The organism is Solihabitans fulvus, assembly GCF_008386585.1.
In the GTDB taxonomy this organism is placed as follows: Bacteria; Actinomycetota; Actinomycetes; order Mycobacteriales; family Pseudonocardiaceae; genus Solihabitans; species Solihabitans fulvus.
Genome location: NZ_VUOB01000008.1, coordinates 1 through 21,771 on the forward strand (window position 1 = coordinate 1; position 21,771 = coordinate 21,771).

At 70.3% G+C, this 21,771-nt stretch carries 25 protein-coding genes and 3 pseudogenes; 6 read left to right on the forward strand and 22 right to left on the reverse strand.

The annotated features are described in order from the left end of the window. The first annotated feature begins 81 nt into the window (after positions 1-81). Positions 82-966 (forward strand): sigma-70 family RNA polymerase sigma factor, encoded by an 885-nt coding sequence (locus F0L68_RS05020; RefSeq protein ID WP_223198504.1) that lies wholly within the window; start codon positions 82-84, stop codon positions 964-966. A 51-nt stretch (positions 967-1,017) separates the two neighbouring features. Here the strand turns inward: F0L68_RS05020 and F0L68_RS05025 are convergent, their stop codons facing one another. From F0L68_RS05025 to F0L68_RS05035, 3 genes are read right to left on the reverse strand one after another with little or no spacing between them, the layout of a single operon-like run. Then, positions 1,018-3,423 carry a penicillin acylase family protein gene (locus F0L68_RS05025; RefSeq protein WP_149848241.1) on the reverse strand — a complete coding sequence of 802 codons (2,406 nt, stop codon included), beginning with the start codon at positions 3,421-3,423 and terminating at the stop codon, positions 1,018-1,020. Between the two features lie 11 nt (positions 3,424-3,434). Next, entirely contained in the window at positions 3,435-4,256 is an 822-nt protein-coding gene (locus tag F0L68_RS05030; RefSeq protein WP_149848242.1) for an ABC-2 transporter permease, read from the reverse strand. Continuing rightward, positions 4,253-5,164 (reverse strand): ATP-binding cassette domain-containing protein, encoded by a 912-nt coding sequence (locus F0L68_RS05035; protein WP_149848243.1) that lies wholly within the window; start codon positions 5,162-5,164, stop codon positions 4,253-4,255. Before F0L68_RS05035 ends, F0L68_RS05030 begins: the two co-directional genes overlap by 4 nt. A 255-nt stretch (positions 5,165-5,419) precedes the next feature. On the opposite strand from F0L68_RS05035, the gene F0L68_RS05040 reads away from it, so the two are divergent. Genes F0L68_RS05040 through F0L68_RS05050 form a run of 3 tightly spaced genes read left to right on the forward strand, consistent with a single transcriptional unit; the run spans position 5,420 to position 7,756 of the window. Beyond that, a complete protein-coding gene (locus F0L68_RS05040) occupies positions 5,420-6,232 on the forward strand; it encodes an alpha/beta fold hydrolase (protein WP_149848244.1) in 813 nt (270 codons plus the stop codon). Then, complete coding sequence (locus F0L68_RS05045; RefSeq protein WP_149848246.1) at positions 6,229-7,260, forward strand: helix-turn-helix domain-containing protein; 1,032 nt, start codon at positions 6,229-6,231, stop codon at positions 7,258-7,260. Before F0L68_RS05040 ends, F0L68_RS05045 begins: the two co-directional genes overlap by 4 nt. Before the next feature lies 1 nt (position 7,261). Then, positions 7,262-7,756 (forward strand): hypothetical protein, encoded by a 495-nt coding sequence (locus F0L68_RS05050; RefSeq protein ID WP_149848247.1) that lies wholly within the window; start codon positions 7,262-7,264, stop codon positions 7,754-7,756. Between the two features lie 12 nt (positions 7,757-7,768). Here F0L68_RS05050 and F0L68_RS05055 read toward each other — a convergent pair whose 3' ends face one another. From F0L68_RS05055 to F0L68_RS05120, 14 genes and pseudogenes are all read right to left on the reverse strand, one after another. After that, on the reverse strand, positions 7,769-8,194 hold the full coding sequence (locus F0L68_RS05055) for a hypothetical protein (protein ID WP_149848249.1): 426 nt from the start codon (positions 8,192-8,194) through the stop codon (positions 7,769-7,771). Between the two features lie 33 nt (positions 8,195-8,227). Continuing rightward, on the reverse strand, positions 8,228-10,108 hold the full coding sequence (locus tag F0L68_RS05060) for a hypothetical protein (RefSeq protein ID WP_149848250.1): 1,881 nt from the start codon (positions 10,106-10,108) through the stop codon (positions 8,228-8,230). Positions 10,109-10,147: 39 nt separating this feature from the next. After that, complete coding sequence (locus F0L68_RS05065) at positions 10,148-10,522, reverse strand: WXG100 family type VII secretion target (protein WP_149848251.1); 375 nt, start codon at positions 10,520-10,522, stop codon at positions 10,148-10,150. Between the two features lie 27 nt (positions 10,523-10,549). Continuing rightward, positions 10,550-11,806: a hypothetical protein gene (locus tag F0L68_RS05070; RefSeq protein WP_149848252.1), complete on the reverse strand. Its 1,257-nt coding sequence runs from the start codon at positions 11,804-11,806 to the stop codon at positions 10,550-10,552. Then, positions 11,806-12,117, reverse strand: a complete 312-nt coding sequence (locus F0L68_RS05075) for a type VII secretion target (protein WP_149848253.1) — start codon at positions 12,115-12,117, stop codon at positions 11,806-11,808. Before F0L68_RS05075 ends, F0L68_RS05070 begins: the two co-directional genes overlap by 1 nt. Beyond that, positions 12,114-12,542, reverse strand: a complete 429-nt coding sequence (locus F0L68_RS05080; protein WP_149848255.1) for a YbaB/EbfC family nucleoid-associated protein — start codon at positions 12,540-12,542, stop codon at positions 12,114-12,116. Before F0L68_RS05080 ends, F0L68_RS05075 begins: the two co-directional genes overlap by 4 nt. Before the next feature lie 38 nt (positions 12,543-12,580). Then, on the reverse strand, positions 12,581-13,402 hold the full coding sequence (locus F0L68_RS05085; RefSeq protein WP_223198505.1) for an ESX secretion-associated protein EspG: 822 nt from the start codon (positions 13,400-13,402) through the stop codon (positions 12,581-12,583). Then, a complete protein-coding gene (locus F0L68_RS05090) occupies positions 13,399-13,743 on the reverse strand; it encodes a hypothetical protein (protein ID WP_149848256.1) in 345 nt (114 codons plus the stop codon). The genes F0L68_RS05085 and F0L68_RS05090 overlap by 4 nt, the downstream gene beginning before the upstream one ends. Before the next feature lie 18 nt (positions 13,744-13,761). Then, positions 13,762-14,967, reverse strand: a complete 1,206-nt coding sequence (locus F0L68_RS05095; RefSeq protein ID WP_149848259.1) for a hypothetical protein — start codon at positions 14,965-14,967, stop codon at positions 13,762-13,764. 170 nt (positions 14,968-15,137) lie between these two features. Beyond that, on the reverse strand, positions 15,138-16,112 hold the full coding sequence (locus tag F0L68_RS05100; RefSeq protein ID WP_149848260.1) for a hypothetical protein: 975 nt from the start codon (positions 16,110-16,112) through the stop codon (positions 15,138-15,140). Between the two features lie 119 nt (positions 16,113-16,231). Beyond that, positions 16,232-16,498, reverse strand: coding sequence for a M35 family metallo-endopeptidase (locus tag F0L68_RS05105; protein WP_223198513.1), 267 nt, complete (start codon positions 16,496-16,498; stop codon positions 16,232-16,234). 210 nt (positions 16,499-16,708) lie between these two features. Further along, positions 16,709-16,858: pseudogene (locus tag F0L68_RS05110) on the reverse strand (WhiB family transcriptional regulator); the annotation flags it as partial. A gap of 57 nt (positions 16,859-16,915) precedes the next feature. After that, positions 16,916-17,185: a hypothetical protein gene (locus tag F0L68_RS05115; protein WP_149848261.1), complete on the reverse strand. Its 270-nt coding sequence runs from the start codon at positions 17,183-17,185 to the stop codon at positions 16,916-16,918. 27 nt (positions 17,186-17,212) lie between these two features. After that, the gene (locus tag F0L68_RS05120; RefSeq protein WP_149848263.1) at positions 17,213-17,593 is read right to left on the reverse strand and encodes a hypothetical protein; all 381 of its coding nucleotides are present in this window, start codon (positions 17,591-17,593) and stop codon (positions 17,213-17,215) included. A gap of 110 nt (positions 17,594-17,703) precedes the next feature. On the opposite strand from F0L68_RS05120, the gene F0L68_RS44850 reads away from it, so the two are divergent. Beyond that, positions 17,704-17,826 carry an SWIM zinc finger family protein gene (locus tag F0L68_RS44850; RefSeq protein WP_223198514.1) on the forward strand — a complete coding sequence of 41 codons (123 nt, stop codon included), beginning with the start codon at positions 17,704-17,706 and terminating at the stop codon, positions 17,824-17,826. On the opposite strand, the pseudogene F0L68_RS44855 reads toward F0L68_RS44850, so the two are convergent. Both F0L68_RS44855 and F0L68_RS05130 read right to left on the reverse strand, forming a co-directional pair. After that, positions 17,818-17,931 (reverse strand): annotated as a pseudogene (locus F0L68_RS44855) (transposase); the annotation flags it as partial. The gene F0L68_RS44850 and the pseudogene F0L68_RS44855 sit on opposite strands and share 9 nt — an antisense overlap. A 160-nt stretch (positions 17,932-18,091) precedes the next feature. Continuing rightward, the gene (locus tag F0L68_RS05130) at positions 18,092-18,421 is read right to left on the reverse strand and encodes a DHCW motif cupin fold protein (RefSeq protein ID WP_149848265.1); all 330 of its coding nucleotides are present in this window, start codon (positions 18,419-18,421) and stop codon (positions 18,092-18,094) included. 304 nt (positions 18,422-18,725) lie between these two features. On the opposite strand from F0L68_RS05130, the gene F0L68_RS05135 reads away from it, so the two are divergent. After that, positions 18,726-19,331 (forward strand): M15 family metallopeptidase, encoded by a 606-nt coding sequence (locus tag F0L68_RS05135; RefSeq protein WP_149848266.1) that lies wholly within the window; start codon positions 18,726-18,728, stop codon positions 19,329-19,331. A gap of 166 nt (positions 19,332-19,497) precedes the next feature. Here F0L68_RS05135 and F0L68_RS05140 read toward each other — a convergent pair whose 3' ends face one another. From F0L68_RS05140 to F0L68_RS44860, 3 genes and pseudogenes are all read right to left on the reverse strand, one after another. Beyond that, entirely contained in the window at positions 19,498-19,851 is a 354-nt protein-coding gene (locus F0L68_RS05140) for a hypothetical protein (protein ID WP_223198506.1), read from the reverse strand. Positions 19,852-20,163: 312 nt separating this feature from the next. Then, positions 20,164-21,504: an outer membrane protein assembly factor BamB family protein gene (locus F0L68_RS05145; RefSeq protein ID WP_149848267.1), complete on the reverse strand. Its 1,341-nt coding sequence runs from the start codon at positions 21,502-21,504 to the stop codon at positions 20,164-20,166. 66 nt (positions 21,505-21,570) lie between these two features. Beyond that, positions 21,571-21,753 (reverse strand): annotated as a pseudogene (locus tag F0L68_RS44860) (DUF2510 domain-containing protein); the annotation flags it as partial. Positions 21,754-21,771 lie beyond the last annotated feature (18 nt).

The window sequence follows — 21,771 nt, forward strand, 5'->3', positions numbered from 1 at the left end:
AGCGCCGACTTGTTCTCGGTCACATCGGCCGTGTTTGATCCGTCAACGCGTCAACGCGTCGTGATGAGGAGATGTGACCGGGTGATCGAGAAGGATTTTCTGGCGGAGCGCTTCGAGTCCCACCGCTCCCATCTGCGGGCGGTGGCCTACCGGATGCTCGGTTCGCTCAGCGAGGCCGACGACGCGGTCCAGGAGGCGTGGCTCAAGCTCAGCCGGGCGGACACCGACGACGTCGGCAACCTCGGCGGCTGGCTGACCACGGTGGTCGGCCGGGTCTGCCTTGACATGCTGCGCTCGCGGGCGGCACGGCGCGAGGAGTCGCTCGAGGATCGGGTGCGGATGCCTGACCCGATCATCAGCGGCGTGCACGGCGTCGACCCGGAACACCAGGCGTTGCTCGCCGACTCGATCGGCCTCGCGCTGCTGGTGGTGCTGGAGACGCTGCCGCCGGCCGAGCGGCTCGCCTTCGTGCTGCACGACCTGTTCGCGGTGCCCTTCGAGGAGATCGCGCCGATCGTGGACCGCACGCCGACCGCGGCGCGGCAGCTGGCCAGCCGGGCCCGCCGCCGCGTGCAGGGCGCGACCCCGACTCCCGAACCCGACCTGACCCGCCAGCGCGAGGTCGTCGACGCGTTCCTCGCCGCCGCGCGGGGCGGCGACCTCGCGGCGCTGGTCGCGGTGCTCGACCCCGACGTCGTGGTTCGGTCGGACGCCGGCGCGCTCCAGCCCGGCCGGATCGTGCGCGGTGCCATCGCGGTGGCGAACGGGGCGTCCACGTTCGCGCGGCTCGCCCAGTTCACGCTGCCGGCGCTCGTCAACGGCGGGATCGGCGCGGTCGCGGTGTCCGACGGCAGGCCGATCTCGGTCGCCGCGTTCACCATCTCGGGCGGGAAGGTCGTCGCGCTCGACATCCTGGCCGACCCGGAGCGCCTTGCCACGCTTGACCTGACGGTTTTGGGGGGCTGACCAGACCGGCGCTGACCCACCGCGAACGGTGGGTCAGCGCCGACCGTGCGCTCAGCCGCGCAGGACGGTCCTGTGCAGGTGCGGATCGGCGTTGATCTCGGCCTCGGTGAACCGTTCGGTCACCCACTGCCGGTGGGAGAACAGGACGGTCTGGTCGGTGTGGTGCGGCGAGTCGGGGTTGGCGGACTCGGAGTAGGTGAGGAGCGTGCTCGTGCGGGGGCCATCCCTGGTCAGCTCGACGGCCATGATGAAGCTCGAACCATGGCCCTGGGTAAGGTCGGCGTAACGGCCGTCCGCGCCAAGCGGCGGGTTGGACGAGACGACGTTGAAACAGCCCTCGGGGCCGAGGCAGCCTGGCAGCGGCACGGTGGCGTAACGCTGCGCGTCGCCGAGGGCCTCGTCGACCGGGATGTGGTTGGCCTGGAAGAACTGCACCGTGTCGGCGAGGGCGTGCTGGACGCCCTGGCGGCTGCCGTCGATCCCGCGCGGGGTGGTCAGCGGCTGGGCCGGGTCCGGCGGCACCCGCCACCAGCCGCCGGGGGCGTCGTCGTCGAACAGCCGCCAGAAGAACTCCCGCCACAGCACGGCTCCCCGGCTGTCGGCGTTGTCGCGCGCGTCCCACGCGGCGAGGGTGTCGCAGGCCGACCGCACGTCGACCTGGGTCCCGTCGCGGGCCGGCAGGCTCGGGTTTGCTTGGCACATAGCCACGATGTCGGCGCGACCGATGTCGGCGCTGCGGTTGCGGTCGCCGAGCATCGTGTCCCGCAGTGACGCCATCGTGAAGCCCGGCGCGCCGTACCCGTCGGTGCCGGCGATCCGCGCGGCGATCATGTCCTGCCCGAGCTGTGGACGCAGGCCGCGCGGGGTGCCGGTGTCGCCGAAGATCGCGGGATAGCCGGTGATCGGCGCGGCGGGGTTGGCCAGCCACGGGCTCTCGTTGGAGTTGGCCGCGAAGTCGTTGCGGGTCAACGCCGGATACGCGTGTGGGCCGAAGATGCCGGGCTCGATCGCGTCGGGATCGCTGCCCCAGCCGCAGTTCGAGGCGGCCCCGTCCAGGATGATCGTGTGCGGGTAGGCCGCCTTGCCCTGCGGGGTGTCGACGCAGCGCGCCGCGTCCGCGTCGGTCACGTGCGGGACGACCGAGGCGTCGGCGAGGTAGGCGGTTCCGCCGGTCTCGCTGGCGATCGTGTTGGTGAACGGGATGCCCTGGAAGGTGCGCTGCGCCGCCAGCAACTGGTCGAGGTGCTGTGCCTGGTCCATCGCGAGCCATTCGTTCATCGAACGCAGGTTGTTGGCGTTGGCGTCGGCGATGGCGAACGCGGCCGTCGCCGTCCAACCGGTGGCCAGCACCGGCCCGTACCGCGAGCTGTAGGTGGTCCGCTGCACCGTCGACACCGTGCCGTCGGCGGCCCGCACGGTGACCGGCACGGTCTGCCGGGTCATCGCCTCGGGACGGCCGTCGACCAGGTAGCTCGTCGGATCGCCCGGCACCAGGGCGAGTTGGAAGAGCGTGGCGCGCTGCGCGGTGGACACGGTGTGCGTCCAGGCGACGCCCCCGGTGTGGCCGATCTCGACCACCGGCGTGCCGTACAGGCTCGCGCCGGACACGTCCATGACCCCGGGAATGGTGAGCTGTACCTGGTAGAAGCGGCCGATCCCGCTCCACGGGAAGTGCGGGTTGGCCAACACCATGCCGTCGTGCGCGGCGGTCGCGTCCCGCCCGATGGCCCAGCCGTTGCTGCCGATGCCGTCGGCGCGGTCCTCCGGCGCGCTCGGGAAGTCCGGCCCCGACTTCGCCGCCGCCGCGCCGGGCGCGGGCGGTCCCGCGTCGGCGATGGCCGCCTTGAAGTTCGCCGTCCCGTTCAACCGGTTGATGTCGTAGACGGCGCTCCAGACGTCGAGCGCGGTGATCGGCGTGACCCAGGCCGCGCCCCGGCAGGTCGGGTCGGGCAGCCGCGCCACCCCGGTGTCGCGCAGGTATCGGTTGTAGCCGGCGACATACCCGTCGACCAGCTGCCGCACCTGCGCGGTCGGGCCGAGCGGAGCGGGGCGCGCGAGCAGCCGCTCGACGACGCCGGACCGCCGCAGGCCCTGGTAGTAGGTGTCGCTGGCGAGGTTGGTGGTCGGCCTGGCCAGGGCGTCGCCGGAGTCCGCCGTCGGGCCGAAGGCGGCCGAGCGTTCGCCGCGCAGCGTCAGCACCCGGTCGGCGAGCACGCACAGGTTGTCCTGCGCGAAGGCGTGCCCGTAGCCGAAACCGAGCCCACCGAAGTCGTGCGCCAGCACGTGCGGGATGCCGTACTCGGTGCGGCGGACCTCGGCCCGGTAGTGGCCGTTTCCTTGCTCGGCAACGAGTTCCTGGTCCGACGGTGCTGCCGACGCCGGGGCCGCCGCGCCGATGCCCGCCAGGGCGAGCGCCCCGGCGACGGCCAGGGTCCACGTGCGGTGTCTGCTTCGCATACGTCCCTTTCTCATACGTCCCTCCGATGCACGATGACTGCGGTGACGACGATCCCGACCAACGGCCAGGCAGCGAAGACGATCCAGGACCCGGTCACGGTCGGGAAGTACGGGCGGGTGATGGGGTCCAGCATGGAAAGGCAGTTGCGCCACACGTACAGCGGAAACGCGTTGTAGATGTCGTCCACCCACGGGTAGACGGTGATCTTGAAGAAGCTGGGCACGATGACCAGCACCACGCAGGACGTGATGACGCTGGCTGCGGTGTGCCGGAGCAGGGCGGCGATGGCCATGCCGACCAGCGCGGCGACGGGCGCCAGCAGCGCGTCGGACGCCAGGGACCGCAGCACGGCGGGATCGCCGATCGAGACGCCGGCGGTGACGCTGGACAGGACGGCCTGGCTCGCGAAGAAGGAGATCGTCGCGATCACGACGCCCACCAACAGCATGGTGCCGGCGACGACGCCGACCTTGGCCAGCACCACGCGGCGGCGGTCCGGCACCGCCGTGAACGTCGTGCGGATCAGCCCGCTGGAGTACTCGCCGGCGACCACCAGCACGCCGACGCTGCTCGCGCCGAGCATCAGGAGGGCGGCGGACGGCGCGCCGAGGACGACCGACATCGGGTCGAACCTGGCCCGCAGGTCCTCCATCAGCTCCGACCATCTGCTGGTGGTGCGGATGGCGTCCGTGATCGAGGCGGCGATCATCAGCAGCGTGCCGACGCCGAGCACCCAGTAGGTCGACCGCAGCGACCAGAGTTTGGTCCACTCCGCGGCGAAGAGGTTCCGGATCCTGGCAGGTGTCGGCGCTGCCATCGTCGTTGTGCTCATTGTGGTTGTCCTGCCAGGTATTCGACGCTGTCGGCGGTCAGTTCCATGAACGCCTCCTCCAGCGACGGGGTGTGGGTGGCCAGCTCGTGCAGCATCAGTCGGTGGTGGAAGGCGAGTTCGCCGATGCGGGCCGCGGTCAGCCCGGTCACCGTGAGCGACTCGTAGCCGTCCGAGGTCACCTCGGCTCCCTCGGTCGCCAGCAGCCCCGCGAGCACGGCGGTGTCGGGAGTGCGCACGGAGACGCTGAAGTTGGTGCCACGGGCGGCGAACTCCGTGACCCCCTCGTCCGCGATCAGCTCGCCCCGGCCGATCACGACGAGGCGGTCGGCGGTGTTTTCCATCTCGCTCATCAGGTGGCTGGAGACGAACACTGTGCGGCCCTCCGCGGCCAACCGGCGGAACAGGCGACGCACCCACAGCACGCCCTCGGGGTCGAGGCCGTTGATGGGCTCGTCGAACAGCAGCACGGGCGGGTCGCCGAGCAGGGCGGTGGCGATGCCGAGCCGTTGTCGCATGCCGAGGGAGAACCCGCCGATGCGGCGGCGGGCGACGTCGGCGAGGCCGACCTCCTGGAGGACCTCGTCGACCCGGCGGCGGGGCAGGCCGTTGCTGCGGGCCAGCGCCGACAGGTGCGCGGCCGCAGAGCGCCCGCTGTGCACGTCGCCGGCGTCGAGCAGCGCGCCGACGTGCCGCAGCCCGGTGCCGAGGTCCCGGAACCGCTTACCGTCGATGGTGGCGGTGCCGCTGGTCGGCGTGTTCAGCCCGAGCAGCATGCGCAGCGTGGTGCTCTTGCCCGCGCCGTTCGGGCCGAGGAACCCGGTCACGAGTCCCGGCCGCACGGTGAAACTCAGGCCGTTCACGGCGAGAACGCTGCCGTAGCGCTTGGTGAGCTCGTTCACTTCGATCACGCCGCAAACGCTGTCGCAGACCCGGGTCGCCGGACATCGACCGCAGGTGGCATTCCGCGTCGCCGGGACAGCCCGCAGGCGTACGCCTCCAGACCGACGACGGCCGCCGCGCGAGCGCCGCCTGCGGCCCGCGAGTCCCGCCGCGCCGGGCGCGGGTCTCCTGATCACGCACTGCCGCAGGGCTTGAGTCTCAAGCGACTTGAGACTCCATAGTCGGACCGAGCACGCGTCAGCGCCGAGAGTGGGAGAGTCCGCATGATCGAGTCTGTTCGTTCGCCGTGGTCGGATCACGTCGTGTCCTCCGGCGGTGTCGACATCGCCGTCCGGGATCACGGCGGGGCGGGTGACGCGGTCGTCCTGCTGCACGGCGGTGGCCGGACCATGGACGACTGGCACCTGGTGGTGCCGCTGTTGCTGGACGCCGGGTTGCGGGTCGTCGCCATGGACCTGCGCGGGCACGGGAACTCCGGGCCAGCCCTGTGGTCCTGGTCGGATGCGGTCGACGATCTTGCCGAGGTCATCGACCGGCTCGACCTGGGACGTCCCGCCGTGCTGGGACATTCGCTCGGCGGCCTGGTCGCGGCCGTCTGGGCGACGCGGCACCCGGAGTGCCCGCTCGCGGTCAACCTTGACGGGCACACCAACCCCGTCGGCCCGTTCGACCTCGACGGGGACGCCGCGCTGGCCGCCGAGCGGACCATGCGCGACTTCCTGGACACCTCGGTGCGGGAGGCCGGCGATCCCGCGCTGGCCCGACTGGTGGCCGAGTTGGGCAGCCTCGACCTGTTCGCCACCTACCGCGCGACGCGCTGCCCGCTGCTCGTGGTCGCGTCGGCCGGCCTCGGCGGAGAGGATCTGCTGCCGCCCGAGACCGCGACCGCGTTCGCCGCCTACCAACGGGGGTTCGCGCGCGAGTTGGCCGAGGTTGCCGCCGCGACACCGCTGCTGTCGGTGGTGGACGTGGCGACGAACCACTACGTGCACCTCGAGGCGCCCGGCCGGGTCGCGGACCTCGTCCTCGACCGGCTGGCGCGGTCGCCGGGGGATGAGCGAGGCTGGACGGCGTGAACGAGAACGGCGTCGACGGGACCGGTGCGACCGAGGAGGCCGGCGTCTACACGATCGGCCAGGCGGCCGACCGCACCGGCCTTTCGGTGCCGACGATCCGCTACTACTCCGACGAGGGCCTGGTCGCGCCGATCGGCCGGACGCCGGGCGGCTACCGGCTCTACGACCGAGAGGCGCTTGGCCGGCTCGAACTCGTCGGGACGCTCCGCGATCTCGGCGTCGACCTCGCGACGATCACGGAGGTGCTGGCCGGTGCGCGGAACCTCGCCGAGGTCGCCGAGCGGCAGATCGCGGCCATGGAGGCCAAGATCCAGACCATGCGCCTGCGCCAGGCGGTGCTGCGCCAGGTGACCGGCAACGCCGCGGGCCCCGCCGAGATCCTGCGCGCACACCAGTTCGCCCGGCTGTCCGCCGCACAGCGCCGCAGGCTGGTGGCCGACCTCATCGCCGAGGCGACCGACGGCCTCGACCTTGAGCCCGGTTTCGCGGCGCACCTGCGGTCGATGCTGCCCGAGCTGCCCGCCGACCCGACGGTCGAGCAGCTGGAGGCATGGCTGGAACTCGCGCACCTGGTCAGCGACCCGGCCTTCCGCGCGAGCGCCCGCGCCGCGTTCGAGCGGCACGCCGCCGACCGGATTTCCGGTGCGGAGCAAGGAGATTCGGCGAGCTGGCGGCGGGCGGAGGAGGCCGTCCTCACCCTGGCGGGCGGGGCGCTCGCCGACGGTGTCCCGGTGACCGGCGCGCGGGCGCGGGCGATCGTCGACGAGCTGGTGGCCGTGTTCGCCGACGCGCATCGTCGTGCCGACGACGCCGAGTTCCGCGCCTGGCTCACCGAACGGGTCCGCATCGGCGCCGACGCAAGGGTTTCCCGGTACTGGCGGCTGCTGGCCGTGCTCAACGGCCAACCGGTCAGGGCCGATCCGGTCCCCTCGGCGCTGTGGTTCCTCGGCGCACTCGACGCGGCCCCACCCGACCGCATGACCGATGGCGGCTACCAGGTGTCGACCGAGCAGTTGCAGAGGAACTGACATGACGGTGTCCATGAACCGAGCCATGGCCGAACTGCTGGCGGGTCGCGACCTGGACAGCCATGGAGCGATGCCGTGGCCGCCCAGGTACGTCCAGATCATCGAGGGCGGCTGGGTGCGTCGGTCCTCGGGAGCGCTGGTCCTTGGTTGGGCCTCCGTCGAGCCCGACTACGACCCTGGCCGGGACTTCGACCTCATGGGCTACGAGACCAGCGTCAACCGCATGGACGTGCCCGACGACGGCGTGGACGCCGCGACTCCGGACGCGCTGAGCATCCTCGCCGCCCGCGGATACCGGCTTGTCACCCGACTGTTCGCGCGCATCGACCCGGCGCTGCCCCGGGCGACCGTCGTCGGGATCGTGTCCGTGCGATATCACTACCAGGGCAAGCCTGGCGGCCGAATCCGCCTGCACGAGGTCCACGAAGGCGTGCAGCCCTACGGCGGCGACCTGGAGGGATTCGCCCAGGAAGCCATTGTGCGGCTGGAAGTGTGACCATCTCGGCGATTACCTGAACAGGCTCCGCTCGCCGAAGTCCTCCTCCTCGTCCTCAGCGGGACGAGGCCGGCGCGGCGCGGGCCGCCCGGTCGGCGGAGGGCGGCGGGCCGCCGGCCTGGCGGGCTCCTCGTCCTCGATCTCCTCGACGCCGGACGACATCATGCGTTGGCCGCCAACGGTTGTCGGCGTCCGCTTGGCCCACGTCGGTGGTGGCGGTGGCGGCTCGTCCGCCTGCGCGGCGGCCTTCTTGGCCTCCTCCTCGAGTTTCCGCGCCGCCTCGGCCTTCTCCTCCTTGCGGCGGGCGACGGTCGCGGTGACGTCCTTCTCCCGCTCCTTCGCCTGCGCGGCGCTCTCGGCGAACCGCCGCAGCCCGGCCTGCTTGATGTCGGCGATCCGCTGGAGTGTCGCGGCGCCGTCCGCCTCGTCAGGAAGCACGGTTGGCTCCTCCCGGTTCAGTCATCGCGCCGATCAGTCCTCACCGATGGCGCGGTTGGGCAGCACGCGGTCGTCGGACTCGAACAGGGACTTGTCGGGCACCCGGTACTTGCTGGGGCCGCGCTCGGTGTCGCCGCCGCCGCCGTGACCGCCGCCCGCGCCTCGGCCCATCCCGCCGCCACCCATGCCGCTCTGTGCCATGCCCGCGGCCGGCTGGCCAGCCGCCGCGCCCGATCCCTGCGGCCCGAAGCCACCCCCGAGGCGCGCGGCGATCTGCCCGCTGGCCTGCCCGGAGCCAACGTGCTGCTGGTCCGACGTTCCCGAGTGCTGACCGTCCTGGCCGGAGCCGAACGCCGACGCCGTCGACGCGCCGATCCCGGCCCCGCCACCCCCGCCGCCGCCGCCGAGGTGATGGCCGCTGGAGCCCGTGCCGACCGACGCGCCGCCGGTCAGGTCGCCGAGGCCCGTCGACGACAGGGACGCGAGGTCGGACAGGCCACCGAACTTCGTTGCGTCGCCGAGGCCCGAGGCCGTTCCGGTGCCGCTGAACTCGACGGAGTAGGTGTGCGGCTCCTTGCCAGGGGACTCGGTGGTGAGCTGGACGCCGTTCGCCGCGCCGGCATCCTTGCTGAACGTGTAGCTCTTGTCCCCGTCGTGCAGGACGATCTTGCCGTCCGCGCCGGCGTGGATCACCCCGTCGGCGTCCATCCCCTCGGGGTCCTCGACGAACTTGCCGGTCACCGGGTCGAGGTAGCCGCGCTTCGCGTCGGGGCCGCCCGCGGTGCCGTCCTTGCTCTTCGGCTTGAAGTCGAGGGTGTAGTCCTTGGGCGGCTTGCCGAGTGTGACCTTGTAGCGGCCCTTCTCGTCGGGGCTGCCGACCTTGATCTTCTCGTCGCCGTCCTTGATGGTCACGTCCTCGTGCGGCGAAGCCATGCCGGAGGTCGCGGTCTTCGAGGGCGTCCCGCTCGACGACTGGGTGGCCTGCTTCAGCATGGACGCCAGGTCGTTGGTGCCCTGGGACGTGGTGGAGGAGTTGGTGGTCTGGTCCGTCGTCTTGGGCGTCGTGGTGGTCGCCGGCGTGTCCGTGGTGGTGGCGTTGCTGGCGGTGGTGTTGGTGGGCGTGCCGCCGCCAGACGAGGGGGTGCCGCCGCCGCTGGGCGTGCCGGTGTTGTTGTCCTTGTTGGGCGTGTTAGCGGGTTGGTCCGTGGTGGAGAGCCCGGTGACGACCATGTGCTCGAACACCTTGGCGTCGGCCAGCGCGCGCAGGTCCTTCAGGATGGCGTCGTAGGTCTGCTTGATGTCGTCCTTGAGCGTGTCGGTGTCCACGTACCACGCGTGGACGGCCTCCCGCACGTCGTAATAATAGGCGTCGTAGTCATCGCCGGTCGGGTCGTCCGGGTACGCGGAGACGGCCTGGAAGTGGCTCTTGCTTGCCGCGGTGTAGCTGGCATAGAGCGGTTGCAGCGAACCGTAGGTGTCCACACCGGCCATCAGGCTCGCGTAGGCCAGTCGAGCGGCGGCCGAGTAGCGATCAAGGGTGTCGGTGACGTTCTTGATGTATTCCTTGAACTTCTCGTACGAATCGCCGTGCCACTGGCCGTCGATCTCCGCCATCTTGGTGGTGATGAGCCCGCTGAGATCCTTGGTCGCGTCGTGCAGGCCCTTCAGCCGCGCCGCGCCCTTGGCGATGTTCCCCCAGCGGACGTCCCCGACGTCGTCGCTGCCGACCTCTTTGCGCTTGTCCCAGGACGCCGGACTCAGGTGCAGGTCGTACGCCCGGTCGTACTTGGGGAGGATGGTCATGACGCCGTCGTCGAGCGGGGCGCCGATCGACTCCCAGGCCCGCCCGGCCCCGCTCTGGCCGTTGACGGCGCTCACCATCGCGTCGACGGCGTCCGTGTTGTCAGAGCCCATAGTTCACCTCGCTGCTGAGGGCACGACCGTGCCTCCGCGTCACTTGTTGATGGTCCTGGGACTCTGCGGTAGAGCGACCGGGCGGCCGGCCAGTTCGTCCTGGAGGCCGTTCACGCTGTTGAGGGCATCGTTGTCCGTCGACACCGTCAGCTTGGTTCCCGCCACGAGCTTGGTCGAGATGTCGCCGAGGTGCTCAGCAAGGTGGCTGAGATCCTGGTTCAGCTTGTCCATGCACTCCATGAACGTCTTCCCGGAGTCATCAGCCCACGTCTTCCCGAAGTCGTCCTTGGTGGCACCGACCGGCGACATGAACTTCCTGATGTCGTCGACCTGGCTCTTGCAGTTGGCGAACACGGCAGCGAGCCCGTTGACGGCGTCCGCGTGGAGCCCGAATCCGTCTTCCTGTTTACCCATCGCGTTTCCCCCGATCCCTGACGCCGGTCAGTCCTTGCTGTCCTGCTTCTCGGGCACCTCGCCGAGCACCGCGGGGGAGACGACCTCGACGTCGCCGCCCTCCTGGTCGCCGTCCTCGGCTCCGTCGTCGAAGATGTCCTGCTGCGACAGGTATCCCGGCCGCTGACGCTGCTTGCTCTGGCCGCCGGGAGCGCCTCCGGCCATCGGGCCGCCGCCGACCATGCCGCCTGCCTGGGCTCCGCCGAGGCGGTTGGCCAGCCTGCCGGCGCCGGGGGCGAGGTACTCGGTCTGGCCGGCCCCGGAACGGGCACCCGGTGCGAGCACAGCGTGTCCTGACGTGCCGCCCGCGTGGTCCGGCGCGATTCCGCTCGCCTGGCCGGCGCCGGTCAGGCCGGCCGCCGAGGTCGACAGCGCGGAGTCGCCGGACGACAGCCCGGACAGGCTCGGCGACGTCGAGAGGTCGTTGCCGAGCGAGCCCTGGTTGAGGTCGTACGGACTGCTCGTGCCGATGCCGCCCGCGCCACTTCCCGTGCCACCGCCCGAACCGCCCTGCGACGCGGACTTGCTGATCTTGGAGATCGCGTCCCCGACCGCCTTCGCGGTCTGCACTCCCGCCGTGACGAGCTTCATCAGGTTCTGCCCCGTGGACACCAGGGCGGCCAGCTTCTGCCCGATCTGCTGGCCGTAGCGCACGGCGATCTCGACGCACTGCGGAATCGCGACCGCGATGCTCTGGCCGAAGGTCGCCGGTGCCGCCGCCACCGCCTGGGTCATGATCGGGACGATCTCCCCGACGGCCTGGGTGATCAGCTCCGTGACGATCTGCACGGCCTGCCCGACCACCTCGCCAGCGCCGGCGACCGCGGTGGCGATGGACGTGAGCGCCTCGCCGATCGCCTGGATCCCGTCGGCGTGCTGCGACCCGGCGTTGCGGTAGTCCGACCCGGCCGCGCCGGACCAGCTGCTGGTCTGCGCGGAGGTCGACTGCCGGTAGGAGTCGGCCAGCGAGGAGACCTGCGTGCCGGCGCCGTGCAGACCCTGCGAGCTCGACGAGATCGAACTCGGGTTCCCGGACAACACCTTGAGCGGTTCCTCGAGGAAGGACACCATGCCCATGAGGGAGCCGAAGCCCGCGTCGGCGAGTCCCGACAGCGGGCTGGACGTCTGGCCGAGAGTGGGCAGCCCGCCGTCCGACCCGGTCAGCTCGTCGGAGCGCCAGCCGCCGCCCTGCACGGCCGCGGTGTTCGCCCTCTGGTCCGCGAGTAACTGCGCGGTGGTGGACATCAGCCGTTCCTCCAACGCAGCGCTGCGGCATGGCCGTCATCGGTCTGCTGGTAGTCGTTCGCGGTCTGCTTGAGGCCCGTGCTCATCTCCTCCACCGAGGTGGCCGCGCCCGTGACCACGTCCGTGGTCGCGGACATCGCGCCCTGCAACCCGGCGGCGAGGAACTGGACGAACTCGCCGAGCGCGTTGTCCGCCAGTCCGCTCGGCGCGCCGCCGGCCACGGAGGACAGCTGGTCGGCGACCTTGCCGACGGTGTTCGCGTGCTCGTGCAGCTGGGCCGGATCGAGCTCGAAGGCGTTCGGTTCGGTCATCGGACGATCTCCGGTGGGTTCGTGAAGTAGTCGTCGTCATCGCGGGTGTCGGGCACCGGCCGCGCGGCCGGACCGGACTCGATGCCGGCGGCTGGCGGCATGTTCTGCTTGACCAGCTCCAGCGCGGGCCCGTCGCCGACGTAGTCGGTCATGATCTCGACCACCTGCGCGCCGACCTCGCGCTGCGCCTGCTGCGCGGTGGACAGGATGAGCCGCGCGAGCTGGTCTACCTCGAGCGCGCGGGCGGCCGTGGTCAGCCGCAGGTCTTCGAGCGCGCCGCTCGCGCCGACGTGCACCTCGACCTCGCCGCGCGGCGAGGTGACGTTCGCGCCGACCCGTCGCAGGCTCGCGTTGGCCAGCTCGGCGTTCTTCGCGGCACTCGCGAGCTTCTCGTCGTAGCCGGCCAGCCACTGTGTTGGATCCACGGTGTTTCCCCCTTCGACGTGTCGGGTCCCCTCGATGGTCATCGAGGGGCGCGGGCGATGCCGGCCAGCTCGGCTACTGCGAAGCGGAAGTCGTTGCGCCGCAATGGGTTGACGCTCACCCAGCCGGCGCTCGCCGAGCTGACCTGGACCCGGCCGCGCGGGCCGTCCAGCCAGGACAGCTCCGTGCCGGCCCGCGCGCCCTGGCGGGTCGCGCCGACCTGCCCGCGCGCGGACACCGTCGGGAGCAGACCGGCGAGCTGGTCGAGCGTGTCGGGGTCGCCCCCGTTGTCGCGCACCAGATCCCGCAGCCGCAGCTCCTTCTCGCCGTCGTCCTCGACGCCGTCGATCAGCCGCGTCGCGATGCGCACCGCCGACGCCGGCAGCGTGATCGGCATCGACCTGGCAGGTGCGAGATCGGGCACCATCGCGAACAGCTCGGCCGCCAGCGCGGTCTCCGCGACGCGGCGGATCCGCACCGTGCCGGCGAGGTCGTCGTCCAGCTGCTGGCGGCAGATCAGCGCCCACGACTGGTAGACGATCGCCACGATGCCGACCGCGCCGTCGTCACCGGTCAGCACGAGGTCGACGGTGCCCCGGTGCTCGCGCAGCGCCGTCACCAGGTCGGCGGCGGGGCCCGCTGGCCCGACCTCGTCGGCGAGGCCGCGCGTCCACAGGGTCTGCCCCGCGACGGCCAGCAGCACCTCCCGCTCGCCGGCGATCCGCCCGAACGAGGGCACCCGCAGCGGGAACGGGAACGGCACACCCGCGTGCGTGGCGAGCAGGTCGAGTTCGACGAGGCCGAAGCGGAGCCAGCCGTCGTCCGTCGAGGCGATGCCGGTGTCGGCGGCCTGCGCGGTCACTTCGCACCGTCGACGGTCTTGAACGTCCAGGTGATGTCGTGCTCGCCCTGTTCGTAGCTGGCGACGGTTTCCTTGAGCGCCCGGTGGAAGTTGCTCAGCTCGGTGTCGGCCGCGCTGACCTCGCCGGTCAGCCCCGACCGGCCTGCCGCCTCGCGCAGCCGCATGGCCAGGTGCAGCGCGGGCGGCGAGGTGCCGAGCATCGGCAGGCGCGCGGCCAACCTGCCCGCGGAGTTCACCAGGCCGTTGGTCTGGTCGCCGATCGCGGCAAGCGCGGCGACCTGCGCCGTAAGCTCCTGCGGCGCGACCTGGAAGCCGTGCTTCTGCGACGGTCCGGAGTTCAACGGTTCGCTCCCGTCTTCCTAGAGTCCGATGACCGGCGTGCTGCCGGACTTGCCGACGGAGAAGATCCCGTGGTCGGCGCCGGGCAGGTCGTTGACGTGTTCGTCGTCCTCGTCGTTGCGTGCCCGCGCGGCGCCGCCGGGCCACATCGCGCCCCCGTTGGTCGCGCGCGCGGCCGCGAGCTCGGACATCAGGCCGTTCCGCGCCACCATCGCGTTCTCCGCACCACCGACCTGCATACCGGCCCCCAGCCGCGCCCCGAGGGCGTCGCTGCCGACCAGGTGCCGCCACGCCACGCCGCGTCCGGTCGAGCCGTCGCCGCCGCCGGAACCGCCGCCGACGAAGCCCGACGCGCTCGTCGTCCCGCCGGACCCGGTCGGCCCGAACGCGCCTTCCACCCCGTACACCGCTGCCTCGGTCGCGCCGGCCGGTGTCGGCGAGATCGTCTTGCTGCTCTGGTGCAGGCTCGTCTCGTAGTGCTGCATCACGTGCACCGCCTGGGCCTTGCCCGCCGAGGCCCCCACGTTGTCGAGGAACATGCTCGCGCCGCCCGCGGCAACCGCGCCCATCGCGCCGCCCATCAGGGCGCCGGGCCCCGCGCCGATCCCGCCGGCGAGCGTGCCGAGCAGGCCCCCGATCGCAGCGCCGGCACCGGCTCCCGCCGCGCCGGCGGCCACGGTCTGTCCGGTGTGGTCGCCGGGCGGTGGCGGCATGGCGTGGCGGGCGGTGGCGAGCGCGTCGCCGGCCGACTGGGCGGCCTGGTGCACGGTGCTCGCGCGGGTGCTGATGCCGGAGGTTCGGTCGCCGAGCTCACCGAGCCGGCTCGTCGCCGACTCGGCCGACTGCGCGGTCCAGTTGGTCTGGAGGGCGGTCCGCTGGTCGCGCAGCTCCGTCGCATGACCGGCGAGCGCGGTGCCGTGTCGCTGCCATTCGTCGGCGACCGCGCTGACGTCGCCGACGTCGGCGTTCTCCCACAGCATCTGGTGCAACTGCTGGTGTGTGTAGGCGTTCCAGTTCGTGCCGCCCGGCGGGATGGGTGAGCCGAAATACCCTTCCCACACATCCCGCAGGGCGTTCACGACGGGTGCCAGCAGCGCGCCGATCGGTCCGCTCTGGCCAAGCGCGGATGTGGCCGCGTTCGCGAGGCCCTCCACGCCGGACGACACCGCGTCCACCAGATTTCCTGCGCCTTCGACCGGGCTGCCTGCGCCGGAGTCATCGGTCATGTCCCGTCCCTGTCCCGTCCGCCACCGTGTTGGGGTGTGACGTAGCGTGAACCTAGACAGGGTGGATGAAATCCTGATGACACGACAGTCACGCGCGCGGTTACCGGATCGGCGACCCGGTCGACCAGCCGACGAAAGTGCCGACCGCGGTGCCCTTTCTGTCCTGATTCCTAGGTGGCGGCCGGGGCCTTCCTGCCCACCGCCTCCTCCAACTTCTCCCGCTCAAGGCCATCGAGGTCGTTGGCATCCCACCCGAGGTCGTCCACAGCATCTTGGAGCCAGCCGACCTCGACGTTGTTCTCCCTCGCATACGTCACCACGAAGTCGGCGAAGACCCGCTGCGCCACGGGCGGCGCCTGATCCGTATCGTCCGCCTCCGTCTTCCGCTCCTTCTTCTCCTTCTTGGGCTTGGCGACGACCTGCGGCTGCCGCGCCTCCCCGGTCACCAGGGAGCGGAGCACCTTCTCCAGCTCGTCAAGCACCGCGTCGTCGCCGGCAAGGAGGTTCTTCCGGACCGTCAGCAGATCGCTCCGGAACTTGAAGTGCCGTTTCTCGTGTAAGCCGGGTGTCGGCTTCAGCGTCGCGAGTGCGCTGGTGATGTAGCCTTTTGTCATAAAGCAGTGGATGTGCGGATATTCGAAACTGCCGTCGGCGCCCCAGATGTAGTTGTCCGACGCCGCTATGGAGGTCTTCTTGGGGTCGTGACCGATACCGCTCGGGAGCTTCGCCGGCCACTGGATGCCCAGTTCCTCCGTCGGCGCGGTGTCCCTGATCCTCTCGATCTCGACCAGGGCCCTCCGGAACAAGGCGCGGGAGAGGCGAGCCGGCGGCGAGCCGGTGCCCTTGGCACTGATCGCCAGTGCCTCGATCTCCTCCCCGGTGAGACCGATGACCGTGACACCGTCCTCGACCGGCCAGACCTCATTGTCGCTGGCCCGCTGCCACAGGTAGCCCCCGAACTTGAAGTCCATTCGCTTGGCGCTTGCGGCCGCGTCGGCGAGCCCGTTCCAGTCGGTGAAGTCGTCGAGCATCACCGCGTGCACATCGGTCGGCTTACCGCCGATCTTGCCGACGAATCGATAGCGAAAAACAAAGTGATAGTCGCTGAGATAGTATTCCTGACCTTCTGCGGTTCGAATTCTCACGAAGAGCCTCCCCTGTCGGATGCATGCAACGTGAAGAGTACTCGCAGAAGGGTGCCCAAAAGGCGGCGTACGAGGGTTTTGTCGGAAAGGCTGATAGTCGAAACGGGTGACGACGTTTCTTAGCCTGGCCGATCGTCCCCGTTTCGGTGTCCTTTGACCTGTTCGTCGAGTTGCGCGCGATCCTCGAATGACCGGAGGCCGCTCAGCTCACGCCGCCGTCTGCCGCTCGGGTTGTCCTTGGCCAGTTGCCGATACCCGCTCTGGCCGTAGACATAGTCACCGGTGCCGCCGTTCACCGTGAAGTGGCCCTGTTCGTGCACCAGGGTCCCGGCTTTGGAATCAGTGCCGGTCAACGGTGCTCTCCGGAAGATAGGGCGCAGGAAGATGCGTCCGTACCTGTTGGCATAGACGTAGGCGTAGACATTGGACTGCGTCGTTTCGGTGGTGCCACAGCACTACGTCGCGGATGGCCGCCGCCTGTTGCATGCCAAGGCGCTCAGCTTCGGTGTCGTCAACGAGGTTGATCTCGAAGGCGACATCTAGGTTGTTGCATTGCTGCTGACGGCGGGTCCGCTGCGTGGAGTTGGGCGTCGTGTTCATGCTGCGACCTGAGCCTCAGCGTGTCCCAGTGCTTCGCGGTCGGCTTGGTCCATGCCGCCCCACACGCCATATCTCTCGCCACTGGCGAGTGCTGTGATGGCACAGGTGAGGCGGACCGGGCACAGGCGACAGATCGATTTGCAGTCCGCCGCAGCCTTGCTTCCACAGGCGCCACCGCGGTACGCGCAGTGCCATGAGTGTGGTCATGCGGCTGGACGAAGGGGGCCGCCGAGGAGGTAGTCGGCGAGGTGTCGGGAGGCGGTGTTGAGCTGCGCTGTCACCTGGTGGCGGCTCATCCCGCGCCGCTTGGCCGCGGTTGATCGATCTCCGTGGTCGAGGAGCACATCGGAGACGAGGTCGGCTTCGTGGGGTGTGATGACACCGGACAGCATGGCTCCTGCGAGGACGAGGTCCGGGTGCCCGTCGGCTGTACGGGTGTCGATTGCGGTGTCGGTGAGTTCGGACCGGGACATCGCTCGCCGCCTTTCGCTGTTGCAGGCTTAGTGGCCGCGCCGGAAGGCTGCCCAATAGAGCTGCCCGAAGATCTTCGGCGATCGTGCGTCGGCGACGTCGAGTGCTTGGAGGAAGCCTTCGAGGAACTCGGAGTCCAGGTCGTTGCGGTCACCGCAGAAGCGGGAACCCAGCTTTCCAGCGATGTGCTTGAGACCGGGCATCATCATCGCGGCGGCCACCGTCGTCCACGGTTCCGGTGTCGCGTGTGCCCTTCGGACGAGCTCCTGCCACACAGCGTCCTTGGTCACCCAGCTCGTCCGTCGTCTGAGGAGCAGTAGGCGCACCTGGTCCAGCGGCAGTTCCTCGTCGGGCAGGCCGCATCCGAGTGCCGCGCAGTCGAGCGACAGCGGCTGCGGGCCGGCGGTCATCGCCTGAGCAGGAGCGTGGTGCGGAAGCTGGCTGACGCGAGGTCGTTCGAGCGAGGTGAGCGGTACTTCGCGTCGGGGCAGGTTCGACGGCTCGCGGTGTACGGGAGGGTTTGAGCGGGCGGTGCTCGTGCCCGTACGGAGCTGACGGCGTGTTCTGCAAGCACTGCGTCGCTGCTCCGCTTGCGCGGCCTCGTCGCAGCCGGCGCGGAGCCGGTCCAGGTGCCGTCGGTTGACCAGCGGTGATGCCGGTTGTCGACTGCTTTCCAGTTGCCGTACACCGGCGGGAGATCACGCCAGGTCGTGCCGGAACGCGTCCGGAAGAACACCCCGTTGATCACCGTGAGGTGATCGGCCTACCGGCCCCGCCGCGGCACGATCGAGGGCAGCAACGGCTCCAGCCGTTGCCATTCCTCATCGGACAGATCGTGCCGCTTCAGGCGTTCCTCATCCCCGCGGAAGCTGCATCAGACGAGTCGACCAAGATCCATGGGACAGGCCCTAGTCGACCACGAACAGCGTGGCGCCCGTCGCCGTCGAGGACCGGTGCGGCTCCGCGTCGTCTGCCACCTGGTAGCTCACGCCGGGCCGCAGGTCGAACACGCGGCCGTCGGCGAGTTCGGTGCGCAGCTCGCCGGCCAGGCACAGCAGCACGTGGCCCCGACTGCACCAGTGGTCGGCGACGTAGCCGGGCGTGTACTCCACCATGCGCACGCGCACGTCCCCGAACTGCCGGGTGCGCCAGTACGCGAGCCCCGTCTCGCCGGGGTGCTCCGTGCGTTCCACGTCGTCCCAGTCGGTGAGGCCGAACGCGACGCCGCCGAGCTTCACCGGGCACCCTCCGACGCCGACTCGCGCCGATCCACTGCCAGCAACACGTTCATCGGCCAAGGCTCTCACGCGGCCGCCGCAAGATCCACACCGTCAATGGCCGTCTTCGATCCCCAGTTTGTGCAGCTCATGGCCCCGTCCTGTCTCGACGCATGACGAAACGTTCGCGGGCGCGTCTCGGTGACGGCATCGCCGCGCCGGGAAAGTCGACTGTCACACAACGCGCACACAACGGGCACCCCACGCGGGCATCGCGCGGGCATCGTTGGAGGCGTCCAACTCAGGCTCTACCAGCGAGGATGTCATGTTCCGCACGCGCGTTGAGGTACCTGTGGCGGTGGCCGTCGGGATCGTCGCCGTGGCCCTGTCGGCCTGTACGCCACAGCCCGTGGCCGGCCGCGCCTCGGTGATCGGCGTTCCGACTCCCGGGAGCGCCTCCACTTCCGGAACCGCCTCGGCTCCTGAGACCGAGGACGGCAGCATCCCTGAGAACAGCAGCATCTCGCCGAACGACTCGGCGAACGCCGCGATCCGCAAGCTCGACCCCGACCTGCTCGCCGCCGTACGCAAGGCCGCCGACGCAGCCAAGGCCGCCGGCGTCGAGGTGCGAGTGACCTCGGGCTGGCGCAGCAAGGAGTACCAGCAGCGCCTGCTCGACCAGGCCGTGGCCAAGTACCGGAACAGGGAGGAGGCGCTGCGGTTCGTGAGCACGCCAGACAAGTCGGCGCACGTGCTCGGCAAGGCCGTCGACATCGGCCCGACCGCCGCCGCCGACTGGGTCGGCCGGCACGGCTCCGACTACGGCCTGTGCCAGGTGTACGAGAACGAGATGTGGCATTTCGAGCTGCTCACCAGCCCTGGCGGCCAGTGCCCGCCGCAGCGCGCCGACGCGGCTGTCCCTTCTCAGTAGATCTTGTCGGTGATTAGGGGTTCTACCAGCGCGGAGACAAAGTCGAGCAAGACGCTAGTTGGTCGAAGTCTCAACTAACGTTGTCTGCCAACCGGAGATCCGGGCTGAGGTCTCAATTCATGTTGTCTGCCAAGGCGGTGGCAGCCACCTATGACGGACTGCTCGCTTAGAGGCCTTCTTCGCCGGCCTCACGCAGCAGTTCGTGGAAGCCTGCCTCGGTCTTCTCGCGGAAGCCGATGAAGAGTCGGTTCGCCAGTGGCACGGCCCATCGGCTGCCTGGACTGGCGACGTTGTAGACCCGGTGCGTGACGCGAGTGCCCCCGGACTCCTCCCCGACGACGTCGTACTCGCCCCGATACCACCAGCCGCCTTGGTAGGCGAGTCTGCCGCGCTCCCGGTCGACCTCCACTCGCGCGGGGTCCAGCCCCGGCGTCCCGCTCAGCCTGCGGGCAAGCAGGTCGATCACCCGGGCCGTCGGCGCGTCGACCGTGCCGGAGAGTTGGACCATGAGCTTCCGCATAGCTGCCAGCCTGCCAAACCGGCTCCGTGACCGACAAGCTTGAACGCTATCCCGGCACCCAACAGCCAGGATGGAGCAGACGAAGGGCTGGTTCAGCCCATGCCAGCAGCTGACCGGTTCCTAGCCAGGCACGGGCGAGCCAGGGAGTCACCGGTTGGGCGTTGAGCGGGCATGGGCCGACACGGCCGACGGGGAGAACGGCCGACTGGGAGAAATGTTGGCGGGTGTCCGTATGTCGCCACATGCCGGACGCGGAACTGACCCGGGATCGCCTCGGCGGCGGGTCGTTCATCGCACCGTGCAGGCTCCGTGCTACGGGTGGCGAGGATAGGCGTAGACAGTGGTCGATGACGCCGCGTAGACCGCGTCCGGCGTGGCGCACGCGAGCCAATCCGCGGTGCCGCGGCCGGATTCGGAGTCCGCAGTGCCGCCGCCGGATTCGGTCCAGGCAATGGCACCTGTTTTGCCGTCCAGGACGAGGATACCGGCCGGTTTCATGCTGACCGGGGTCGAGGTGGGCACGATGACCAGGTTCGCCGAGGTGGTCACGCCCGTGACCATCGGGAGCGGGACGTGCGTCGCCCATACCTTCGTGCCGTCGCGCGGGTCGATCCCCCATACCGTGTGGTTGTCGTCTCCCGATGCCGTTTCGCTGTGCTCGCCGACGACGAGCAGGTCGGCCGACACGCCGACCCTTCTGATGCCGGTCGACGCCTGGAGCGCCGTCCGGCGCGGGACGCCGGTGGCGGCGTCGAGAACGACCAGCCGTTCTCCCGCGATCGCCAGGGCGCCCGCGACCAACGCGATGCTCGTTGGAGCGTTGACCGGGCACGTGTTGGGTGTGGCCCACAACTGCTTGCCGGTCGTCAGGTCCAGACAGACGGTGTCGGTGTTGTCCTGTAGGTAGCAGCGCTGGTCGTCGGTGACGGCGAGGGCGCGGTTGTATGCCGTGAGCGCGCGTGTCCACAACTGCTTACCGCTGGACACATCGATCGCGACGATGTCACCTGGGCCGCCCGAGGTAGTGAGTACGGCGATGCTGCCGGCGACATCGAGAACCTGCGAGAAGGCGCTGCCGTGACCGTCGACGCGGCCGAGGTTGTGGCTGAACTGCTGTTTGCCGTCCGAGCCGATGGCGACCAACAGATTCGAGTCGGTCTCGGCGTCCTGCGCGGTCCCGATCAGCGACGAGCCATGCAGGCCGATCCAGGAGAAGCGTGGTTGGCCGTCAGGCAGGGTCCACCGAGGCGCGCCGGTCGCCGCGTCGAACGCTTGCGCCATCGTCCTATCCCACCGGACGAGGACGTCACCCATCACGCCGAGGCCGCCGCTGCGGTCGCCGTTGTTGAAGTGGTCGTCCAGGGCGTGGGTCCAGGTCGGCGCGGGGCCGTTTGGCACGGGAGCATCGGTGGGCGGCGATGACGGGTCGCGGGTCAGCGCGACCGCGACGACGCCACCCGCAGCGGCAAGGCCGGCGATGCTGATCCCGGCAATCCACAGGAACTTGCGTCGATTCGGCATCGGTGTGGCCATCGGCGGCGATTGCTGGACCGTGGCCAGCGGGACGGCGATTTCCTGCTGGCGGTGAGGAAGCTCGGCGTGCAGTGGGCTCAACAGCGCGGCGGGCTCGACCGGGCCCAGCCCGGTGGGCATGTCGGACCCTGGAGCCGGATACTGGGCGACCGCCCCAGGGACACCCTGCCTGGCCCCAGGCGCGGCGCACTGGTGCGCGGTCCACTGGCCGCCGTCCCACCAGCGCAGGCCCGGCCCGCCAGCAGGATCCTGGTACCAACCCGGTTGCGTCACCACCCGTCCTCTCTTCCGGTGCCGCAGGCTACCCAGAGGCGGTGAAATCCCGATGACACAAGCGACCCAGGCGGGCGTCTGGGAAGGGCAGGCCACGGCCGACGTCCGTGCACA

Excerpts from the sequence above, each read along its gene's own strand:
- F0L68_RS05025 (WP_149848241.1), bottom strand. The coding sequence starts at position 3,423 with ATGCGAAGCAGACACCGCACGTGGACCCTGGCCGTCGCCGGGGCGCTC.
- F0L68_RS05030 (WP_149848242.1), bottom strand. The coding sequence starts at position 4,256 with ATGAGCACAACGACGATGGCAGCGCCGACACCTGCCAGGATCCGGAAC.
- F0L68_RS05040 (WP_149848244.1), top strand. The coding sequence starts at position 5,420 with ATGATCGAGTCTGTTCGTTCGCCGTGGTCGGATCACGTCGTGTCCTCC.
- F0L68_RS05050 (WP_149848247.1), top strand. The coding sequence starts at position 7,262 with ATGACGGTGTCCATGAACCGAGCCATGGCCGAACTGCTGGCGGGTCGC.
- F0L68_RS05060 (WP_149848250.1), bottom strand. The coding sequence starts at position 10,108 with ATGGGCTCTGACAACACGGACGCCGTCGACGCGATGGTGAGCGCCGTC.
- F0L68_RS05065 (WP_149848251.1), bottom strand. The coding sequence starts at position 10,522 with ATGGGTAAACAGGAAGACGGATTCGGGCTCCACGCGGACGCCGTCAAC.
- F0L68_RS05070 (WP_149848252.1), bottom strand. The coding sequence starts at position 11,806 with ATGTCCACCACCGCGCAGTTACTCGCGGACCAGAGGGCGAACACCGCG.
- F0L68_RS05075 (WP_149848253.1), bottom strand. The coding sequence starts at position 12,117 with ATGACCGAACCGAACGCCTTCGAGCTCGATCCGGCCCAGCTGCACGAG.
- F0L68_RS05095 (WP_149848259.1), bottom strand. The coding sequence starts at position 14,967 with ATGACCGATGACTCCGGCGCAGGCAGCCCGGTCGAAGGCGCAGGAAAT.
- F0L68_RS05115 (WP_149848261.1), bottom strand. The coding sequence starts at position 17,185 with ATGTCCCGGTCCGAACTCACCGACACCGCAATCGACACCCGTACAGCC.
- F0L68_RS05120 (WP_149848263.1), bottom strand. The coding sequence starts at position 17,593 with ATGACCGCCGGCCCGCAGCCGCTGTCGCTCGACTGCGCGGCACTCGGA.
- F0L68_RS05135 (WP_149848266.1), top strand. The coding sequence starts at position 18,726 with ATGTTCCGCACGCGCGTTGAGGTACCTGTGGCGGTGGCCGTCGGGATC.
- F0L68_RS05140 (WP_223198506.1), bottom strand. The coding sequence starts at position 19,851 with ATGCGGAAGCTCATGGTCCAACTCTCCGGCACGGTCGACGCGCCGACG.
- F0L68_RS05145 (WP_149848267.1), bottom strand. The coding sequence starts at position 21,504 with ATGCCCACCGGGCTGGGCCCGGTCGAGCCCGCCGCGCTGTTGAGCCCA.